Annotated in this window: 12 protein-coding genes and 1 pseudogene; 7 read left to right on the top strand and 6 right to left on the bottom strand. The window is 40.9% G+C overall.

Annotation, left to right across the window (positions count from 1 at the left end; genetic code table 11):
- Nucleotides 1-239 precede the first annotated feature (239 nt).
- From KTG12_RS22385 to KTG12_RS20035, 6 genes and pseudogenes are all read left to right on the top strand, one after another.
- Nucleotides 240-706: pseudogene (locus tag KTG12_RS22385) on the top strand (DUF3408 domain-containing protein).
- A gap of 237 nt (nt 707-943) precedes the next feature.
- Nucleotides 944-1,318: a plasmid mobilization relaxosome protein MobC gene (locus KTG12_RS20055; RefSeq protein WP_173022590.1), complete on the top strand. Its 375-nt coding sequence runs from the start codon at nt 944-946 to the stop codon at nt 1,316-1,318.
- Nucleotides 1,315-2,268: a relaxase/mobilization nuclease domain-containing protein gene (locus KTG12_RS20050; RefSeq protein ID WP_138273425.1), complete on the top strand. Its 954-nt coding sequence runs from the start codon at nt 1,315-1,317 to the stop codon at nt 2,266-2,268. Before KTG12_RS20055 ends, KTG12_RS20050 begins: the two co-directional genes overlap by 4 nt.
- Nucleotides 2,269-2,313: 45 nt before the next feature.
- On the top strand, nt 2,314-3,135 hold the full coding sequence (locus KTG12_RS20045) for a hypothetical protein (RefSeq protein WP_138273427.1): 822 nt from the start codon (nt 2,314-2,316) through the stop codon (nt 3,133-3,135).
- A 4-nt stretch (nt 3,136-3,139) separates the two neighbouring features.
- Nucleotides 3,140-4,342, top strand: coding sequence for a site-specific integrase (locus KTG12_RS20040; RefSeq protein ID WP_138273429.1), 1,203 nt, complete (start codon nt 3,140-3,142; stop codon nt 4,340-4,342).
- Nucleotides 4,343-4,571: 229 nt separating this feature from the next.
- On the top strand, nt 4,572-9,557 hold the full coding sequence (locus KTG12_RS20035; protein ID WP_138273431.1) for a type ISP restriction/modification enzyme: 4,986 nt from the start codon (nt 4,572-4,574) through the stop codon (nt 9,555-9,557).
- A gap of 104 nt (nt 9,558-9,661) precedes the next feature.
- On the opposite strand, the gene KTG12_RS21995 is transcribed toward KTG12_RS20035, so the two are convergent.
- The 6 genes from KTG12_RS21995 to KTG12_RS20005 are packed head-to-tail and all read right to left on the bottom strand — an operon-like array spanning nt 9,662 to nt 15,672.
- On the bottom strand, nt 9,662-9,868 hold the full coding sequence (locus KTG12_RS21995; protein WP_229055529.1) for a hypothetical protein: 207 nt from the start codon (nt 9,866-9,868) through the stop codon (nt 9,662-9,664).
- 6 nt (nt 9,869-9,874) lie between these two features.
- A complete protein-coding gene (locus tag KTG12_RS20025) occupies nt 9,875-11,143 on the bottom strand; it encodes a DUF6602 domain-containing protein (RefSeq protein WP_138273433.1) in 1,269 nt (422 codons plus the stop codon).
- The gene (locus KTG12_RS20020) at nt 11,140-12,795 is read right to left on the bottom strand and encodes a ThiF family adenylyltransferase (protein ID WP_173022593.1); all 1,656 of its coding nucleotides are present in this window, start codon (nt 12,793-12,795) and stop codon (nt 11,140-11,142) included. The genes KTG12_RS20025 and KTG12_RS20020 overlap by 4 nt, the downstream gene beginning before the upstream one ends.
- Before the next feature lie 9 nt (nt 12,796-12,804).
- On the bottom strand, nt 12,805-13,746 hold the full coding sequence (locus KTG12_RS20015; RefSeq protein WP_138273436.1) for a hypothetical protein: 942 nt from the start codon (nt 13,744-13,746) through the stop codon (nt 12,805-12,807).
- A 20-nt stretch (nt 13,747-13,766) separates the two neighbouring features.
- On the bottom strand, nt 13,767-14,369 hold the full coding sequence (locus KTG12_RS20010) for an RloB family protein (RefSeq protein WP_138273438.1): 603 nt from the start codon (nt 14,367-14,369) through the stop codon (nt 13,767-13,769).
- A 4-nt stretch (nt 14,370-14,373) separates the two neighbouring features.
- Nucleotides 14,374-15,672, bottom strand: coding sequence for an ATP/GTP-binding protein (locus KTG12_RS20005; RefSeq protein WP_155143604.1), 1,299 nt, complete (start codon nt 15,670-15,672; stop codon nt 14,374-14,376).
- Between the two features lie 467 nt (nt 15,673-16,139).
- Here KTG12_RS20005 and KTG12_RS20000 point away from each other — a divergent pair, with 467 nt between their 5' ends.
- Complete coding sequence (locus KTG12_RS20000; RefSeq protein ID WP_138273441.1) at nt 16,140-17,390, top strand: site-specific integrase; 1,251 nt, start codon at nt 16,140-16,142, stop codon at nt 17,388-17,390.
- The last annotated feature ends 606 nt before the right edge of the window (nt 17,391-17,996 follow it).

Raw genomic sequence — 17,996 nt, 5'->3', positions numbered from 1 at the left:
CCGGATTCAACAAAAACTCTGTTCTAACGAATCATTATCCAATATCTATAATCGTGAGAGTATGGCAAATCATAGCAGTTTACACCGTTGATTCAGTGGCTAAAATGCAAGATCCATCATAATTGCCACGCTATCTCCATTTGCTTGATTCCGTGCAGTATACCTACTTCCTTTGTTGCCGATAACAGGTCTATGTGCGCACTGAGACCACTGTATAAACCGATTGAAATTCAAAGATTATGGCAACAAAGAAAAGTTTTAGCAAAAAGCAATGGGAAGCCATGACCGATACGGAAATGTCGCAGCTTCTTCCCGATGGTGAAAACCTTGAAAGCACAGAAGAATCGTTTACTGGCGATGTCGGTATCAAAACTCCATTAACCGTTACGGAACAATCCGAAATCCAATCCGGCAATCTGCAAATGCCGATGGGGGAAAGACGGGACATTTTCGACACCCCGTTGTCGGGTTAGCAGCCGACAACGCAGGTTGTCATTGGACGAATACCGTACCGCTTTTCTGCAAGTCCCGAAAATCAAAGACCGCAAACCCGTATTTGTCAGTTGCGAGATACGTGACAGGCTTGACGAGTTTGTCCGCAAACTCGTCAAGCCGCAGAATGAGTGTTTCGGGACTTCTTGAAAACATCGCCCGGCAACATCTTGAAATCTACTCGGAAGAGTTCGAGCAGTGGCGTAAATTATAACATATGCCCGATGAAAAATGTCTCTGCACGCTGCATTACTACCGTCAGGCATCCTTGAATCCCTCCAATCGGAGTGAGGAGTGAAACGTCTGTTTCGGGGAGGGAGCGAGGTTATCTTTCGGGATGCCCGAAAAACCTCGCTCCACTTTCACAAGTGGAAGTAATCCGCTCCCAACGGTCGCAGATTGTAAGAAATACCTAGACAGTAAAATGACTGATCACAATAAACCAAGTAACATGAGCAATAAAGACAGGAGCAAACCGAGAGGGAGACCGAAAGCAAGCAGTTTCCGCAAACTCTCCAAATCAGTGACGGTGAAATTCTCCAAGCCGGACTACGACAGACTATGTCTTCGCAGCAGACAGGCGAACAGGACGCTTGCGGAATACATCAGGGATTCCACGTTCAATGCACAGATTGTGGCCAAGCACTCTCCGGAGGAAGCGGCCACCATGCGCAATCTTGTGGGAATGGCGAACAACCTGAACCAGCTTACAAAGTTGTCGCATCAGGTGGGAATCAATCGTACTAAGAATATACTGATGGAATTGCTTGAAAAACTGAAAGCGATAATGAACGAGTATAAATCATCGGAAAGGAGGCTGCTATGATTGGCAAGATAAAGAAAGGAAAATCCTTTGGCGGCTGCATCCGCTACGTGATGGGCAAAGACAATGCTGAAATCATCGCTTCCGATGGTGTATTGTTGGGCAATATCCGTGAAATAACGGACAGTTTCAACTACCAGCGTATGCTTAATCCGAAGATAAAACAGCCTGTCGGACACATCGCTTTGAGTTTCAAACCCGAAGACAAGCCAAGACTCACAAATGAGTTTATGGCTAAAATCGCAATGGAATACATGGATTTGATGGGCATAAAAGACACTCAATTCATATTGGTAAGGCATAATAACACAGACAATCCGCATTGTCATTTGGTCTATAACCGTATCGGATATGACGGCAAAGTGATTTCCTCACAAGGTGATTACAAGCGTAATGAGATTGCCACGAAGAAACAGAAAGACAAGTACAGACTGACATATGCCGAGGATAAAGGTAAGACCAATGTGAAGAAACTTCGCCCGGCAGATCGTGTGAAATACGAGATTCACAATGCAGTGAAGAAAGCATTAAAGTCCTCCAAGACATGGAAAGAGTTCAATGACAACTTAGCCGGACAAGGTGTCAAACTGGAGTTTGTAAAAAGAAGTCGTGAGATAAAGACACTGAATGACATTCAGGGAATCCGTTTTACCAAAGACGGTCTGACATTCAAGGCTTCGCAAATCAGCAGGGATTTCAGTTTTGCCAGACTCAATGCCAAATTAAGTTGGAACAAGTCCGGATCGGGGCAAGAATTCGAACCTGAAAAAACGCAACAAGAGCCTACCCTATTAATGGAACAACAGCAAAGTCCGCAAGACAACGGTTTGCTTGAAGGTGGATTGGGACTTTTCCTGCCATCGGATAATAATCCGCAGGACGAGCAAATTCCGTATGACGAGTTGCTTCGCAGGCGGAAGAAAAAGAAACGTAAGAAAGGGTTGGGTTTGTAGCTCAATCAATAGTAGATAAAAACATAACAATTAAAAATCAGAGACATGAAAAATGAAGAATATATTGAAAGCATCTACGGGTGCTTGGAAAGAATCGAGAACAAGATAAACGGGTTATCCATACCCCAATCGGCAAATGGAAAATCCGAAGTAAACAATGGAGTAAGTGAATCTTCATTACTGGAGGTCAAACAGGATTTGGATACCGTTAAAACGGCATTCAAACGAGTCATGGAAGCCCTTGTCATGATTAAAACAGATACCGCGAACATGCTGAAACGTGATTCAACCTCGGACAAGTTTTCGGGGTTGTTATCAGAATTTAGGAATGCACAACTGCAAAACTTTGAATCGCAGAAGAATCTATTGGAACGGTTTACAGCAACGGAAACACGCAATTTGCAACAGGTGGTAGAAAAAGTGGAAATGCTTTCGGCATCCGTCAAAGGGAGAATGAGCAAGCCCGATAAGGTCAGGCACTTGTTTGTCTTCGACCTTGCCTCCAAGCCGACCTGGGCGTTGCTTATGGTCAATATGTTTCTTTTTGCCGCATTCGGTTCAGCCCTTTATTTCGCCCGACAACCGGATTATGACCGTATCGACAATGACTTGAAGTATCGCTACATCAAGATGAAAGGTGAGGCTTCGCCTGAACAACTAATGGATCTTGAAGATGTTTTCGGTATCAATCGAAACAATACCAAAATCTACCAAATGCGTAATGATGTGGAAGCCTATGAGGATGCGGTTAGAAAGCAAGCAGCTCTTTCTGAGCAAGCACGATTGAAGGAACAAGCAGCCAAAGAATTGAACAGCAAGGCAAAGTTTATCAAAGACAAGGCTATTACGGATAAACCTAAAAAGTGAGCGTATGGCAAGTATCAAAGTAAAATTCAGACCTTCTACAATAGCCGGTAAGGAGGGTACAATCTATTATCAAGTCATTAAGAATCGAATAATCCGTCAGCTAAAGACGGATTACCGACTTTTTACACACGAGTGGAACGATAATAACGGTTCAATCATAATAGGTTCTGAAAACCGATATGATTTTCTGCAGTCGATTCAGGAGCGAATAAACTGGGACATTAAGCGATTACAATCTATCATAAGCAGATTTGAAAATAAGCATGTTATATACACTGCTGATGATATAATCATCACATTTCAGAAAGCAGCAGAAGAACAGTCTTTATTTAATTTCATGAGTGGCATTATTGCAAAGCTAAAACAAATGGGCAAGCATAGAACTTCGGAAACCTATCAGGCTACACTCAGAAGTTTCATGCAATTCCATGAGAGTAAAGATGTATTGTTGGATGAGATCTGTTCAGACTTGATGCTGATGTACGAGGCATGGTTGCACAATAGAGGCTTGACCAAGAACAGCAGTTCGTTCTATATGAGAATATTGCGAGCTGTCTATAATCGTGCCGTTGAAAAAGAATTGACGGAACAGAAACACCCTTTCAAGCACGTTTATACGGGCATAGGGAAGACGGTAAAACGTGCCATCCCGTTGAAAGCCATCAAACACATCAAGGAACTTGACCTGACCTTGAAACCGCATTTGGACTATGCCAGGGATATGTTCCTCTTCTCCTTTTATACCCGTGGTATGTCATTCATTGATATGGCCTACCTGAAAAAATCAGACTTGAAGAATGGGGTTATCATGTATCGGAGAAGAAAAACAGGGCAGCAACTCACAGTAAAGTGGGAGAAGTGCATGGAAGACATTATCGCCAAGTATGGGAAGAACATTACCACTTGCTATATCCTGCCGATAATCATCAATCCATGTTCCGATGAACGGACACAATACAGGAATGCCTTATGCCGCATCAATGTGGCATTGAAAGAAGTAGCTCGTTTGGCCGGGCTGCCCATATCGCTGACCATGCACGTTGCCCGACATTGTTGGGCGAGTGTTGCCAAGAGCAAGAACATTCCTCTTTCAATTATCAGTGAGGGTATGGGGCATGATTCGGAAGAGACCACGCGCATTTATCTCGTATCGCTTGACACAAACGTGGTAGACAAGGCGAACAGCCTTATTCTGAAGGATTTGTAACCGGAATTATATGATGAAATCTGTTTAGCAAACAGCTAAATCTCTTGATAAGAGTTATAGTTTACCTTGCAAAGGTACGCATAATATTTCAAATAGCACCTTAAATCCTCACTTATAATGACATACAACAGGTGATTTGTATGTATTTGTTTTACAAGTTTGTAGTATTTCATCTTTATAGCACTGATTATTAGCGTATGTCTATTTGAAGTAGTTCTCTTATCAAGAGATGAATTTCAAAGAAATACTACATAAATTCCGTACCGAATCATTCACGGAAAGGGAAAAAGGTACAAAGTTCGAACGACTGATGCGCTCATGGTTATTGACAGACCCACGCTACAATGAGCTTGAATCGGTTTGGCTATGGGAAGATTTTCCGGGACGGAATGATTTCGGAGGTGCTGATACCGGTATTGACCTTGTGGCCAAGACTGAATTGGGTGACTATTGGGCTATCCAGTGTAAATGCTATGCTGAGGATTCCATCATAGACAAGCCTGCTGTAGATTCATTTCTCGCCACTTCCAGCCGCACGTTCACAAACGAAGTAACATTCCAGACTGCCCGATTTTCAAATCGCATTTGGATTTCCACCACAAATCATTGGGGGGCTAATGCAGAAGAAGCTATCCGAAACCAGGAACCACCTGTTACGCGCATTGGTATGGCAGACCTTGATTCATCACCTGTGGATTGGCAAAGACTGATGGACGGTCTAACCGGCAATTCTGCACTCGTGGATGGCAAGAAGCCTCGTGAGCACCAATTGAATGCCATATCCAAAGCATATGTTCATTATATGGCAGATGGTAACGATAGGGGCAAGCTCATTATGGCTTGCGGTACAGGTAAAACCTACACTTCGCTGCTCATTGCGGAACAGTTGTTTGGCAACAAAGGCTTGGTGCTGTTCATGGTTCCGTCCATTGCATTATTGGGACAGTCACTCAACGCATGGTCGGCAGATGCAAAGAAGTCCATTAAGGCTGTCTGTATCTGTTCTGACTCCAAAGCCTCACGCAAGACCACCAAGGAATCTGATGATACGGATGACAGCGTGGTTGACCTTGCCGTACCTGCATCTACCAATCCACAATCCATTGCATCCCAATTAAAGAAATATCGGAATCATGACGGCTTGGTAGTCGTGTTCTCCACCTACCAATCCATAGATGCCGTTTCTGCTGCGCAGCGAGAGATATTATTCGAGACAAACGGAGAATATGGCGTGTTTGATTTTATTATCTGTGACGAAGCGCACCGCACTACCGGTGTAAAAATAGCCGAAAAGGATGAGAGCAACTTTATCAAGATACATTCCGATGAGAATGTACAAGGTCGGAAACGCCTTTATATGACTGCCACACCACGTTTATATGGTGAATCAGCCAAGATAAAGGCATCAGAAAAGGATTGCATTCTCTGTTCGATGGATGACAAAACTTTATATGGAGAGGAATTTTATCGCGTGAATTTCTCATACGCCGTTCAAAATGGCTTATTAACTGATTACAAGGCACTTGTTCTTACCGTTAGCGAAGATGATGTGCCGAACAACATAAAGCAAGACATCACCAATTCTACCACCGAACTGAATTTTGACGACACATCCAAGCTCATTGGAGTAATAAACGGATTGTCAAAAATGATACAGGGCGACGACCATCGCACATGGGATGCCGACCCACGCATGATGCGCCGTGCCGTGGCATTCTGTTCTGCAATAGGCAACGAAACAAAAGCCGGAACATCAAAATATGTAGCTTCGGTGCTTCCGAGAATATCCGGAAAATACGAAGAAAATCTTGATTCAGAAAGTCTTTCGCATACCGTTTCAGTAACGACACGGCATATAGATGGCTCTATGAACTCGCAGGAGCGTAATGGAATCCTACAATGGCTGGCGGACGAACCTGATAATGAACGCGAATGCCGTATTGTAACCAACGTGCGCTGCCTATCCGAGGGTGTGGATGTGCCCTCTCTTGATGCCGTACTGTTTCTTTCTGCCCGTAATTCGCAGGTAGATGTGGTGCAGTCGGTTGGCCGTGTAATGCGTACATTTCACAAAGGGCAATCCGATGAAAAAAAGTATGGATATATTATCATCCCTATTGTAGTGCCATCCGATATTTCTGCAGAGGAAGCTCTTGACAACAACAAGACTTTTGATGTGGTATGGGCTATTTTGAATGCACTCCGTTCACACGATGACCGTTTCAATGCGATGGTGAACAAGATAGCACTCAACAAACAGAAGCCGAACACGCAGACTGGCACACCGTCTGTTACCATAGGCCGACCGGGATTTGGAGCAAATGATGGAGAAGCGGAAGCACAACAAATTGAGAATGCGGAAATAGCCCGACAGTTGGAACTCCGTTTCGATGAGTTACGGGACGGCATGTATGCCAAACTCGTGGAAAAATGCGGTGACCGCCTTTATTGGGAGAATTGGGCAAAAGAGGTTGGATTGATTGCGCACAAATTTATTGAACGCATTTCCAAACTCATTCAATCCGGCGTACACAAAAAGTCTTTCAATGAATACTTAAAGGGATTGCAGCGAGACCTTAATCCATCAGTGGATACCGCTCAAGCCATTGAAATGTTGGCACAGCACATTATTACCCGACCTGTATTTGATGCTCTGTTTTCTGATTATCAGTTTGTCAATAATAATACCGTGAGCCGTTCCATGCAGCGTATGATAGACCTATTGCAAGAACAGGCTTTTGAAAAAGATACCGAGGTGCTGGAAAGATTCTATCGTTCGGTAAAAACCAATGTAGGCGGTATTGATAATTTGGAGGGTAAGCAGACAATTATAAAGAATCTCTATGAAAAGTTTTTCAAAGGTGCGTTTCCGCTTACAGTGGAGAAACTGGGTATTGTTTATACACCGGTGGAATGCGTGGACTTCATCATACGGTCTGTGGATGACATTCTTAAAGCAGAGTTCAAGACATCTCTAACTGAACAAAATGTACATATCCTTGATCCATTCACTGGAACTGGCACTTTTATTACTCGTTTACTCCAGTCTGGTCTTATCCAACCTGAGGATATGGAACGCAAGTATCAGAATGAAATTCATTGTAACGAAATTGTACTGCTGGCCTATTATATCGCTGATGTTAATATCGAATCGGTATTCCATGACATTACCCACAGGGAAACTTACTTGCCATATAGCGGTATCTGTCTGACCGATACGTTCCAGTTGGCAGAGAAAAAGCACAACGAACTTTTTACCGAGTTTTTCCAAGACAATTCAAAACGAGTGAAGAAGCAGATGGCTACACACGTAAGGGTAATTATTGGGAATCCGCCGTATTCCATCGGACAAAAATCTGCCAATGACAATGCACAGAATTTATCCTACCCGCATCTTGATAAACGTGTGTCGGAAACATATGCTGTGAAGAGTTCGGCTACTTTGAACAAATCTCTATACGATAGCTATGTAAAGGCGTTTCGTTGGGCTTCCGACCGTATTCCACAAAATGAAGGAGGCATTGTTGCATTTATAAGTAATGGTGCATGGATTGACGGAGCTGGGCAGGATGGTATGCGTAGATGCTTTGAAGATGAATTTGCTTCCATTTATGTGCTGAATTTACGTGGCAATCAGCGCACATCGGGCGAATTGTCACGTAAAGAGGGTGGAAAAATATTTGGTAGTGGTTCACGTACTCCCATTACGATTACTTTCCTTGTAAAGAATCCGGCAAAGAAAGGTCAGAAGGCAGTTATCCATTACCACGATATAGGTGATTACCTTACTCGTGAACAGAAACTTAAAATGGTAAAAGACTTCCGTTCTATTTCTTCGCAAAAATTGGAATGGCTGATTATCACACCTAATGAAAAGGCTGATTGGATAAACCAACGTGATGGAGTATTTGATAATTTGATTCCACTAACTCCAGAAAAGAAATTTGCTCTGAACGCCCAAAGTGTATTTAGCACTTATGCCATTGGTGTAGCAACCAACCGAGATGCTTGGGTATCTGGATTTTCAAAAGATAGAGTTGCAAGCAATATGCGTTCTATGATTGATTTTTACAATCATGGAATAGAATACACAAGTGGCTATTCTGAGAATAAGACAAAAATCAGTTGGACACGTGCGTTAAAAAATGATTTTACAAAAGGGTTATACCATACTTATAATGAGAATACTTTTGTGCAGGAAATTTATCGACCATTTACAAAACAGCATTTGTATTATCATCGTCCATTTATAGAGTGTCCTGGTATATGGCAATGTTTATATCCTACTCCTAAATATCATAATCTTGTTATTGCTGTGAGTGGAGTTGGACAACAAAAGCCGTTTGCAGCATTGATTACAGATAGTATTTCTGATTTACAAGTTGTTGATAAAGCTCAGTATCTTCCTCTTTATTGGTATGAAGAAAACGCGAATCCGCAAGCGACACTCTTTGATGATGTGGAAACAGACAAATATATTCGTCGGGACGGAATAACCGATTGGATTCTGAAAGAAGTCCGTAGCCGTTTCGGAGGTTCAAAAGCCATAACTAAAGAACATATCTTCTACTATGTGTATGGACTACTTCATTCTCGGCAATACCGTGAACGATTTGCCGATGATTTGAAAAAGTCATTGCCTCGCATCCCCATTGTGGATAGCGTACAGGACTTCATGTCCTTTTATAAAGCAGGCAAAGAACTTGCCGACCTGCATCTAAATTACGAACAAAACATAAACGAGCAGGCTATTGGGCAAGATGGAAATTATCTGTTTTTCGCTACAATGCCTATGTTAGCTCATCGTGCTTGTGACGTTGATGTAAATGGCGATATGGATATTTGGCAAAACGACTGGACGGATGAAACCTACCAATACTTTGCCGTTGATAAAATGAGGTTTGCCAAAGTCCGTAACGAAAACGGGAAACTCGTTGCCGATAAGACTCGTATCATTTACAATGACCATATTACCATTGAGAACATTCCTGCTAAAACCTATGAATATATCGTTAATGGCAAATCCGCAATTGAGTGGATAATGGAACGCTATGCTGTCACAATCGACAAAGCGTCCCAAATCAAGAATGACCCTAACGACTGGTCACGAGAACACGAACAACCCCGTTATATCCTCGACCTGCTTCTATCGGTTATTATGCTCTCTTGTCAAACAGTAGATATAGTAAACACTTTGCCAATATTAAGATTTTAATTATACCGTTTTGTGAGCTTCGGGGGCTTGAATATAGTTTAATTGTTGGAGTTGATTTTCCAATACCTATCATCGTGAAAATCAATGCTCCAACAATTAAAGCATCACTTTCTTCCAAGATAGGAAGAAAAGAGAATATTTCTCTCTGCTGCGGCAGATGCAGCACCTTCAACTGCCTTTTTATTTTGCTCATTAATATAAGAATAAACCATATTTACGGGCTTCTTTTGATAGGCATATCTTCTACCCTTTCTATCTATTTTCTGAAACGAGATATAATTATGTGGAAGTTCACGAAATCTGTTGTACATTTACTTTTAAATATCTTCATCAATTTTTGCATGAATAGCCTTCAGGTATGCATTGATATCTATCGCAGGAACAGTACCAATGAACTTTAAATAGTTTACAAGCTGAAGAAAGAATGTAAAAAGAGACACGTCCTTGTCGCTAAACTTAACCTCTTTTACTTCGCGGCTTTCATACACTTGTCTTATATACTTGCGATTATCCTCGATACTGCTGGTTGGGGCTATGCCTTCAGGTTCTGTTTCGTTATAATCAACATAAAAACTGCCTGTATCACAGAGACATCCTAAATCCAATGTCTGTAGCCCTTTCAATTTCTTTAACTGTACTTTTACCGTATCGTTCCCGCTATATGAACTAGTCGTAGTTAAAATACCGCCAATTATCTTAGTTAGTGGTCGAGCGGCCGCAGTTTTTCCTGAGGCAACCATACCAATACTTGTTCTTTTCAGCGTACGAACGCTCTCAACTTTCTGGGCTGCATATTCTATATACCCTTTCACATCCTGTTTCACCTCAAATACGGCATACACGCTTTCTGCCGGTATATACATAAAGCCATCTTGTTTGAATATGAAAGGTGTGTAAATCGCATCATAAATGACTATGTCCATCTGTTCGCTAACATTGCCTGTCGAATCTATCACTATAGCCTTATCCACTTTATATCTGTCAGGAAGATAGGTTCGTAGAAACTCAATCCAATGTTGCTCCGTAGCATCACCTTTGCTGCCGGGATGTTCAATAAATTCCCTGTTTACATTCAGGCTAGCCAGCATCTGGTTCTGCAAGCCATGAAATAAATCCCTTAAATCTATCATTTTCTTGTATTCTAACAATTGATTATTCATATAACAATAAAAGTTATGAGCACTAAGTCCATTACTTCTAACACTGACTATCAGTAGTAACGGATTCTCAATGGCCACTTCCTTCTCAATATCTATCATAGCCGCCAAATCTGTACTGCTATATTGTGTGGAACCATTTGGATGACTATGCCATTCGCCCACATATTGCAACCCCTCCTTGGCTAATTGTTCCCATACATTTTCCAAGCCCTTGGTAATGCGCATAAACTTTGTCCTACCAGTCAATTTTTCCACAGGCACCACAACTTTTTCTATATATACCGTATGCCTATCTGTAGAATATCGTCCCGCAAGCATTCCTCCGTTCTCATTAGGATATTCGCCCTCAGCCTGCAGCTTTATTTGGTTGAATACTACGGTTGGTATCTCTATATACAAATCATTACTTGCCAAATAATACTTCATAACTTGTTTATCTTTAAATTCAAGTCGTCTTCTGTTATATAAAAATCACTTAATGGTTCCTGCTTGCTCAACATCTTGATAATATGTTTCACGGCGACTTGCACTTTGCATTCTATGTCATTATACGAAGCCTTAAAGGTTGGATTCCAACAACCAATGGGATTGTACATGTCTGTTTCCACATCGTGTTTAAATAAGCCATAAACCAACAAAACAGTCTCTGTTATATTAGGAGAAAAGGCACATATCAAATCTTGTGCGTGATTGGTTATTGAGAGATTAACCAATTGGGCTTTCGTCCCAATAGAATCCATTACCCGCATCAGTTGATTATCCGTAGTACAATCAAATATCACATCAAACTCGTCAAAGAATTCTGCAAGAGCACTTTTGTCCTCATGCCCTGCCGCATATGTTTTTATCACTAAGTCAGCAATAGACTTCAAACTGGTACATTCAACATGAGGCGAAATCTGCGTCAGTAAACTCGTTATATCCAGGGTTTTCTCAATTATACCTGTATAAAAAGGATATGCAGACCGGCAAACATTACCAGGTTCTTTATTGTCTATGTCATATAGAGTCAGGTTTTTCGCACCACATCTTGTTAGAGTTTCTGCCAAAATACTTCCTATAGCCCCGACACCCATAATCAGCATTTTCTTATTAGCCAGTTCTTTGGGCATAGCTCCACGCCCAAAGAAATACTTATAGGAAATATCCACAGTTTCTGCCCATTGGATTTGCCCTTGCCTAAAATCAGTTAACCAAAGCCTATTCTTACCAGTGCCCACCCGCACAGGTTCTATTGGCAGATCATCCATGAAGAGAATCATTGCCTGCCAGTGAACACCACCTTCGGGAATTCTATATCCACAAAACAACGGGAAGAAATCACACTTGCCTCTATGCGATACCACAAAACTATGGATATAGTTTTTCTGACTCTGCGAGAAAAGTCCCCTGATAGAATTGTAATTTTCAACAATAAACTTGTTGTATACAGATGGAATGTTGTTCAGCAGACAATATACTCCCTTAAACGATCTTAATTCTTGGTAGGATTTACTAATCCTACAGAACATTTCCGTCTTCTTTACCTGTACGCACGACACAAACTTTTGTACCACATAGTTGATAACTGGCGTGTCTTTTTTACGACCTGTTGGTAATGTCGTATAGTGTACTATTCCGTAGTCTCTTTCAGTAAAATCCTCTTGAGTCTCTGCGAAACAGAAAGTATAATACTGCCCGCGAATCGTATGATGATTCACTACCAAATGCTCGTAGTGAGCATCCTTTTCTCCCCTAACATAGTATTTCTCGACCCATTCCTTCAACTGTTTCAAGTCGTTCACAAACTGACTCTCTGCATTATCATATTCCGCAGGGTGCATGCAAAGATTTCCTTCCTGCATAATGTGTGGATAATCCAGCAGATTTTTATTTTGAAAATGGATAGGTTCCATGCCCATAGTTTTGAACGGATAAGTAGGACTAATCTCTACATACCATTCCAAGTCAGCATGTTCTTGATCTGTAACCACGGCAATACGGCCTTTTAAGGAACCTGCTTCATCAATGATAAAATCTTCAATAAGACTAACGCCGTGAATGGGACCTATCAATTCCTTTATTTTATCTGCAGTCATCATATTTTACTATCCGAACCGTTTTGTACTTGTAGGATAAGCAGCACCTGTATCTTTCTCTTTATATCCGCAATATTTTTCGTTTACCTTGAAGTAGTAGGGCAAATATAAATCAGGATTACTGTCTATGTTGTTGAGCATGCTTTCCATATCAGATTTAAACGATTGTCTATCGTAGTCCTGCATAGTCCCCACGACATCGTTGTTCGTGTTACCTGGGTCAAAAAGGTGAAAACTACTTTCCGCAATGTGGTCACGTAGATACTCCATCGTGTATTTTAATCTTGGCCAAAGACCCATATCACCATTATAACCATCTAAGGCTCTAATTACGGCCAGTTCAATAACGAAAGACTTATATTTCTTATCTTTTTGCTTTTTCCATATTTTAAGCAGACGAATAATTTGACATTCACTCGACTTACCTTCGATATGCGAAATCTGCTTCTGGATATTCGTTTTCTGGCTTGATCCCTTTTTGAATCCCCAATGGTCTTCATTAAAACATAGGTTCAAATCATGCGAATCAAGATAGTTATTATCGCTTAGTTCTCTACCAGGCACCACATCAAGTTCAACCGGTTTTTCATCTCCCTCTTCAATAGGGAAACTTACACCGATTGAAACCTTTTGCCTGCGAATAGTCACACCAGTATTCTTATATTCCTCTGCAAGGAAATCGTGTACGCTATCAAACATCTCCTGTAATGTTCCGAAAGCATTACGCTTGAACGGTTCCACCAAATCAAGGTCGAATTTCACATTAGTGGCAGTATGCTTAGCAAAACTGCCAGAGCCAAACGAAGAATACTTGTCGCAACCATAATGGTCGTGCATTTTGGCCTTAATCTCCTCTCTACGTTTTTTTACTTTATTCACGAAATCCTGCACGTGGCACATTTTGTGTGTATCTAACACTTCTCTTAAATGTTTGTTTTTGTCAAAACTCATATTTTCTATCAATGTATATTTTATGAATTAATTAATAACTCTATCACCTTATGTACCTCCGAGTATGCCTTCAAATCCTCTGGCGATTCTTTGCAGAGTTGGCACAACTTTTCTGAGTTTGATATGGCTCGTTCCAAATCACCATTCTCTGTCAGGTATTTATAGAGGTTGGTACGTATGAAATATCGTTTTGTCTTTTCATATCCTGGCATATATTTCTGCAATTCGGGAAGCAGCTGTTCGTAACTATCGTATCGTCGACAAACCACATTAGGCAAGAAGTGGAGCAAGAACCAAAATTCTGTGCAAGGGTTCGTTTCTACAAACATCACTTTTCCTGCATACTTTCTTGCTGCATACTTCTTCTTTGCACGCTGATATAATTGCATTTCTGATGGAAACTGAAACAGTCTATCCATATCAAACAGGCATACGATATAATCATACTGCTTGTTCAAATAAGACTCTACCAGTTTCAGTATATGGTTGATGTCGCTGTGCTGCGGAAAGTCTGGCGCAACCTTGAAAGGATAACGACACGCTACCCTCAAAGAATCGAAATAGAACCATTCCGTTTCTCCCTCGCCTATGATGGCGATACTTTTTGTCACTGTCCGTCCCATATCATTAGTCATTCAGGTTGATATACTGACTACCCAAAAACGGCAGCTTTACTAATTTCCCTTGTTTATAGGCATTATACGGAGAAAGATTTTTGTGCAGTCCAAGAGAAGAAAGACGCACAATTTTAGTTTCGCCAAGTTCGTCTTTATCTGTGAACCATATCGTGTCACGACGAATGAAATCCTCATTGAGAAGATTTATGTCGTGTGTCGCCAGGAGCATTTGGGATGTCCCGTTACTGTTTGCTAAGAATACCTTTATGAAATAAGCCAGCAACTCGTAGTGGATACTTGTCTCCACTTCGTCAATGGGTACAAAACGATTGGTCTTTAACAGGAAATTCAGAATCACTGCCATTCCCAAAAATTTTATAGTACCATTGGATTCGTATTCTTCAGACAACTCATATAGACTATCGCCAGCCTTGTGCTTGAAAGTCAGTTCCGTATTTGTAATTTTACCCTTTCGCAGCATCTCTGCCTTTGCCTCTTTATCAATAGGGGCATTTTGTATCAACTGCTCCAATTCAGGAGTAATCAATTCTTCTTCTTCTCGCAAGGCAACATCTTCTATATTAAAATCAGAAGCTTTCAGGAAGTCTAAAATAAATCTCTTCAAATCCCCGGTTTCATCTTTATCCAATCGTGATTTAACATATCCCGACAGTGACATTCCCGGAGCCAATACATCCTTCACTTGTTTGGCAAAGTAATCGTACACATCATTCAGTTTAGTCCGTTCTACATTACTTTTACCAAATGCCGCAAGCACACTACAATTATTGATAGTGTTGCCGGAAATCACATCTTGGCTCTTTTTTGTCATTTTAAGATTTGCTCCAAACTCTATGCTTGTCGAGTCTGTATCAGCTTCATAACTACGGCTATACAATTTTGTAGGACGGATGGATTCATAGACGATTAATGTTTCAGAGTAAATGTATTTCTCGTCCAATTCAAAACTAAGGATATACTTCGATTGATTGATATAGAACACCATTGACATTTTTGTTCTTTCATTCCTTGAAGTATCATCAAGCATAAAAGGAACAACTTCTGTTTTTTCATTACGATTTTTAGGCATTCTCAGAACAAGCATTCTGAAAAAATCAATAGCACTCAGTATATTGGTTTTGCCTGATGCATTAGCACCATAAATAATTCCTATTTTCAATAACCGGACACCCTCTTTTACTTCATACGAATACTCATCGGACATGAATGTGTCTGACGAAGGCTCAAAACTGATTTTTTGAACCGACTTAATAGAGAAATAATTCTCAATGCTGAACTCTGCTATCATAATCGTTGCATTTATCTTGTTTTGAGTGCAAAGATATAAATAAAACGCCACATGATAAAATTATAATCGAATATATTGTAATTAAACTACAAAATCCGAGATTAAAAATAGAATTTATATTTTTATGATTCGTAAAAACATCACCAAATATGATGATTAATTTAGATCCAGCATTGAACATTCAGAAAATATGATTACCTTTGCCAACAGCTAATCATCCCACTTCACTTTGAAGCAAGACAAAGAAGATAGCACGTTACAAATCCATTACCTACCTCAGGGAAATAGAATTGTAAATCTTTGAAAAATAGGTATATATCTTTTGGAAAAAGAATTGTTTTCAAATCATTACCCGATAACCAAGTTAATTCATAGAGAGTCGGAGATTGTTTCCACTACCTGCCTTATTTTGCGTGATAATATATAACTAGCAGATAGTTAATCTTGTAACGAAAAAAGAAAATTGAATTATGCGTAGTACATTCAAAGTGCTGTTCTATGTGAACGGTAGCAAGGAGAAAAACGGTATTGTTCCGATTATGGGACGGGTGACAATCAACGGTTCCGTAGCTCAGTTCAGTTGTAAGCAGACCATTGCCAAAGGGCTTTGGGATGCGAAAGGCAACCGAGCGAAAGGAAAGAGCAAGGAAGCGCGGGACATCAATCTCGCCCTATACAACATCAAAGCTCAAATCATCAAACACTATCAGCGCCTTTCGGACAGGGAAGCGTTTGTTACAGCCGAGATGGTACGCAATACCTTTCAGTGGTTCGTTACGGAATATGAAACACTGCTCGGTGCGTTCGACAAGGAGAATGAGAGTTTCAAGAAACGTATCGGTATAGACCGGGCAGAAAGCTCGTATCAAGTGCGGGTAAAATCAAGAAACCACTTGGCTGCGTTCATAAAGAAATGCTACAGGCGGAGTGATGTTTCCTTGTTCGAGCTTACCTCGGACTTCATCAAGGAGTATGAAATTTATTTTTCCACTGATGCGGGACTTCATAACGCCAGTGTGTGGTCAAACTGCATGTGGTTGAAAACAATCGTAGCGAAGGCTCATTATAACGGTCTGACACCGAGAAACCCGTTCGCCCAGTACAGTGTCAACCAGAACGTCAAGGAACGGGAATATCTGACCGAGGATGAGATCAAGATGGTAATGACACACGAGTTTTCAAACAGAAAGCTGGCTTATATCCGCGATCTGTTCGTGTTCGCTAGTTTCACCGCCCTGTCTTTTGTGGATATAAAGGAGCTGACCATTGATAGCATAGCGGAAGTGAATGAAGAGAAGTGGATATTGTCGAAACGACATAAGACGAAAGTGAATTTTCAAGTGAAGCTGCTGGATATTCCTTTGCAGATTATCAAGCGTTATGAGAGGTTTCAAGAGAACGGATTCGTGTTTTCCACCCTGAACTACAGGTCTGTCTGCAAGTTGTTGAAACGGATAATAAAGGAGTGCGGAATTACCAAGAATATCTCATTTCACGTAAATCGCCATGGATTCGCAATGCTGGCTTTGAGCAAGGGTGTCCTCATCGAAAGTGTAAGTCGGGTATTGGGACACACGAACATCGTCACTACGCAGAAGTACTGTAAGATAACCACCGAGAAAATCGACAAGGATCTGACAATGTTCGGTGACCGTCTTAATCAGTCGTTCCATGAAGTTTCAATAGAGATGTATGGAAAGAATGATTCCAAGCGTTAATGTAGGGATGTCAGAAATGGGGCTCATGGAGTTGTTCGGGGTAATTGCTCCGACACTCCGAGCCATCATCACAGTAATATACGAGCACGAGAGACTTTGCCTTGCGACCACCCGCCATGACGATGTTGTTACTTCCGTAAATTGGGCTACGTTCTTCTTGCTACAATTGTCAACTTCCTGTATCCCCAAAAGACTATAGGATTCAGCAAAATAATGTTTTCTTATAATTATTGTATCGGAATGTTTATGAAAGATTAACAAAAGGGAATCTTTTTCAGATTTCATTTATTTTTTCGTTTTTCCGATACACTAAAAATTTCCCGTGTATCACTTCCTTTACCCTGCCATCTGTGCCTTTTATTTTTTATGGACGGGATTTGTGTAGGTTAACACTTGCGCAATGCTAAAACATTAACCTTTTGAGGCTTCCCTATAAGAGAAACAATCCTCAAGAAACCGTGCACGGTAGCTTATAGAATATACCGATATTGAGAGAAAGTTAAAATGTTTTGGTTAACTTACACTAATTACGGTAGAACCTTTTTTCCTACAAAAAAAACAGCAAGGACCTTCACAGGCACTTGCTGCCAAACACAAATTATGTTG

Origin of the sequence: Parabacteroides sp. MSK.9.14 (assembly GCF_019041495.1) — a bacterium.
Lineage (GTDB): Bacteria > Bacteroidota > Bacteroidia > Bacteroidales > Tannerellaceae > Parabacteroides > Parabacteroides merdae.
Note: the sequence above shows the minus strand (reverse complement) of the source record. Positions and strands in the feature narration are given on the sequence as shown.

Excerpts from the sequence above, each read along its gene's own strand:
- KTG12_RS20055 (WP_173022590.1), top strand. The coding sequence starts at position 944 with ATGAGCAATAAAGACAGGAGCAAACCGAGAGGGAGACCGAAAGCAAGC.
- KTG12_RS20045 (WP_138273427.1), top strand. The coding sequence starts at position 2,314 with ATGAAAAATGAAGAATATATTGAAAGCATCTACGGGTGCTTGGAAAGA.
- KTG12_RS20040 (WP_138273429.1), top strand. The coding sequence starts at position 3,140 with ATGGCAAGTATCAAAGTAAAATTCAGACCTTCTACAATAGCCGGTAAG.
- KTG12_RS21995 (WP_229055529.1), bottom strand. The coding sequence starts at position 9,868 with ATGTACAACAGATTTCGTGAACTTCCACATAATTATATCTCGTTTCAG.
- KTG12_RS20020 (WP_173022593.1), bottom strand. The coding sequence starts at position 12,795 with ATGACTGCAGATAAAATAAAGGAATTGATAGGTCCCATTCACGGCGTT.
- KTG12_RS20035 (WP_138273431.1), top strand. The coding sequence starts at position 4,572 with ATGAATTTCAAAGAAATACTACATAAATTCCGTACCGAATCATTCACG.
- KTG12_RS20050 (WP_138273425.1), top strand. The coding sequence starts at position 1,315 with ATGATTGGCAAGATAAAGAAAGGAAAATCCTTTGGCGGCTGCATCCGC.
- KTG12_RS20005 (WP_155143604.1), bottom strand. The coding sequence starts at position 15,672 with ATGATAGCAGAGTTCAGCATTGAGAATTATTTCTCTATTAAGTCGGTT.
- KTG12_RS20025 (WP_138273433.1), bottom strand. The coding sequence starts at position 11,143 with ATGAAGTATTATTTGGCAAGTAATGATTTGTATATAGAGATACCAACC.
- KTG12_RS20010 (WP_138273438.1), bottom strand. The coding sequence starts at position 14,369 with ATGGGACGGACAGTGACAAAAAGTATCGCCATCATAGGCGAGGGAGAA.
- KTG12_RS20015 (WP_138273436.1), bottom strand. The coding sequence starts at position 13,746 with ATGAGTTTTGACAAAAACAAACATTTAAGAGAAGTGTTAGATACACAC.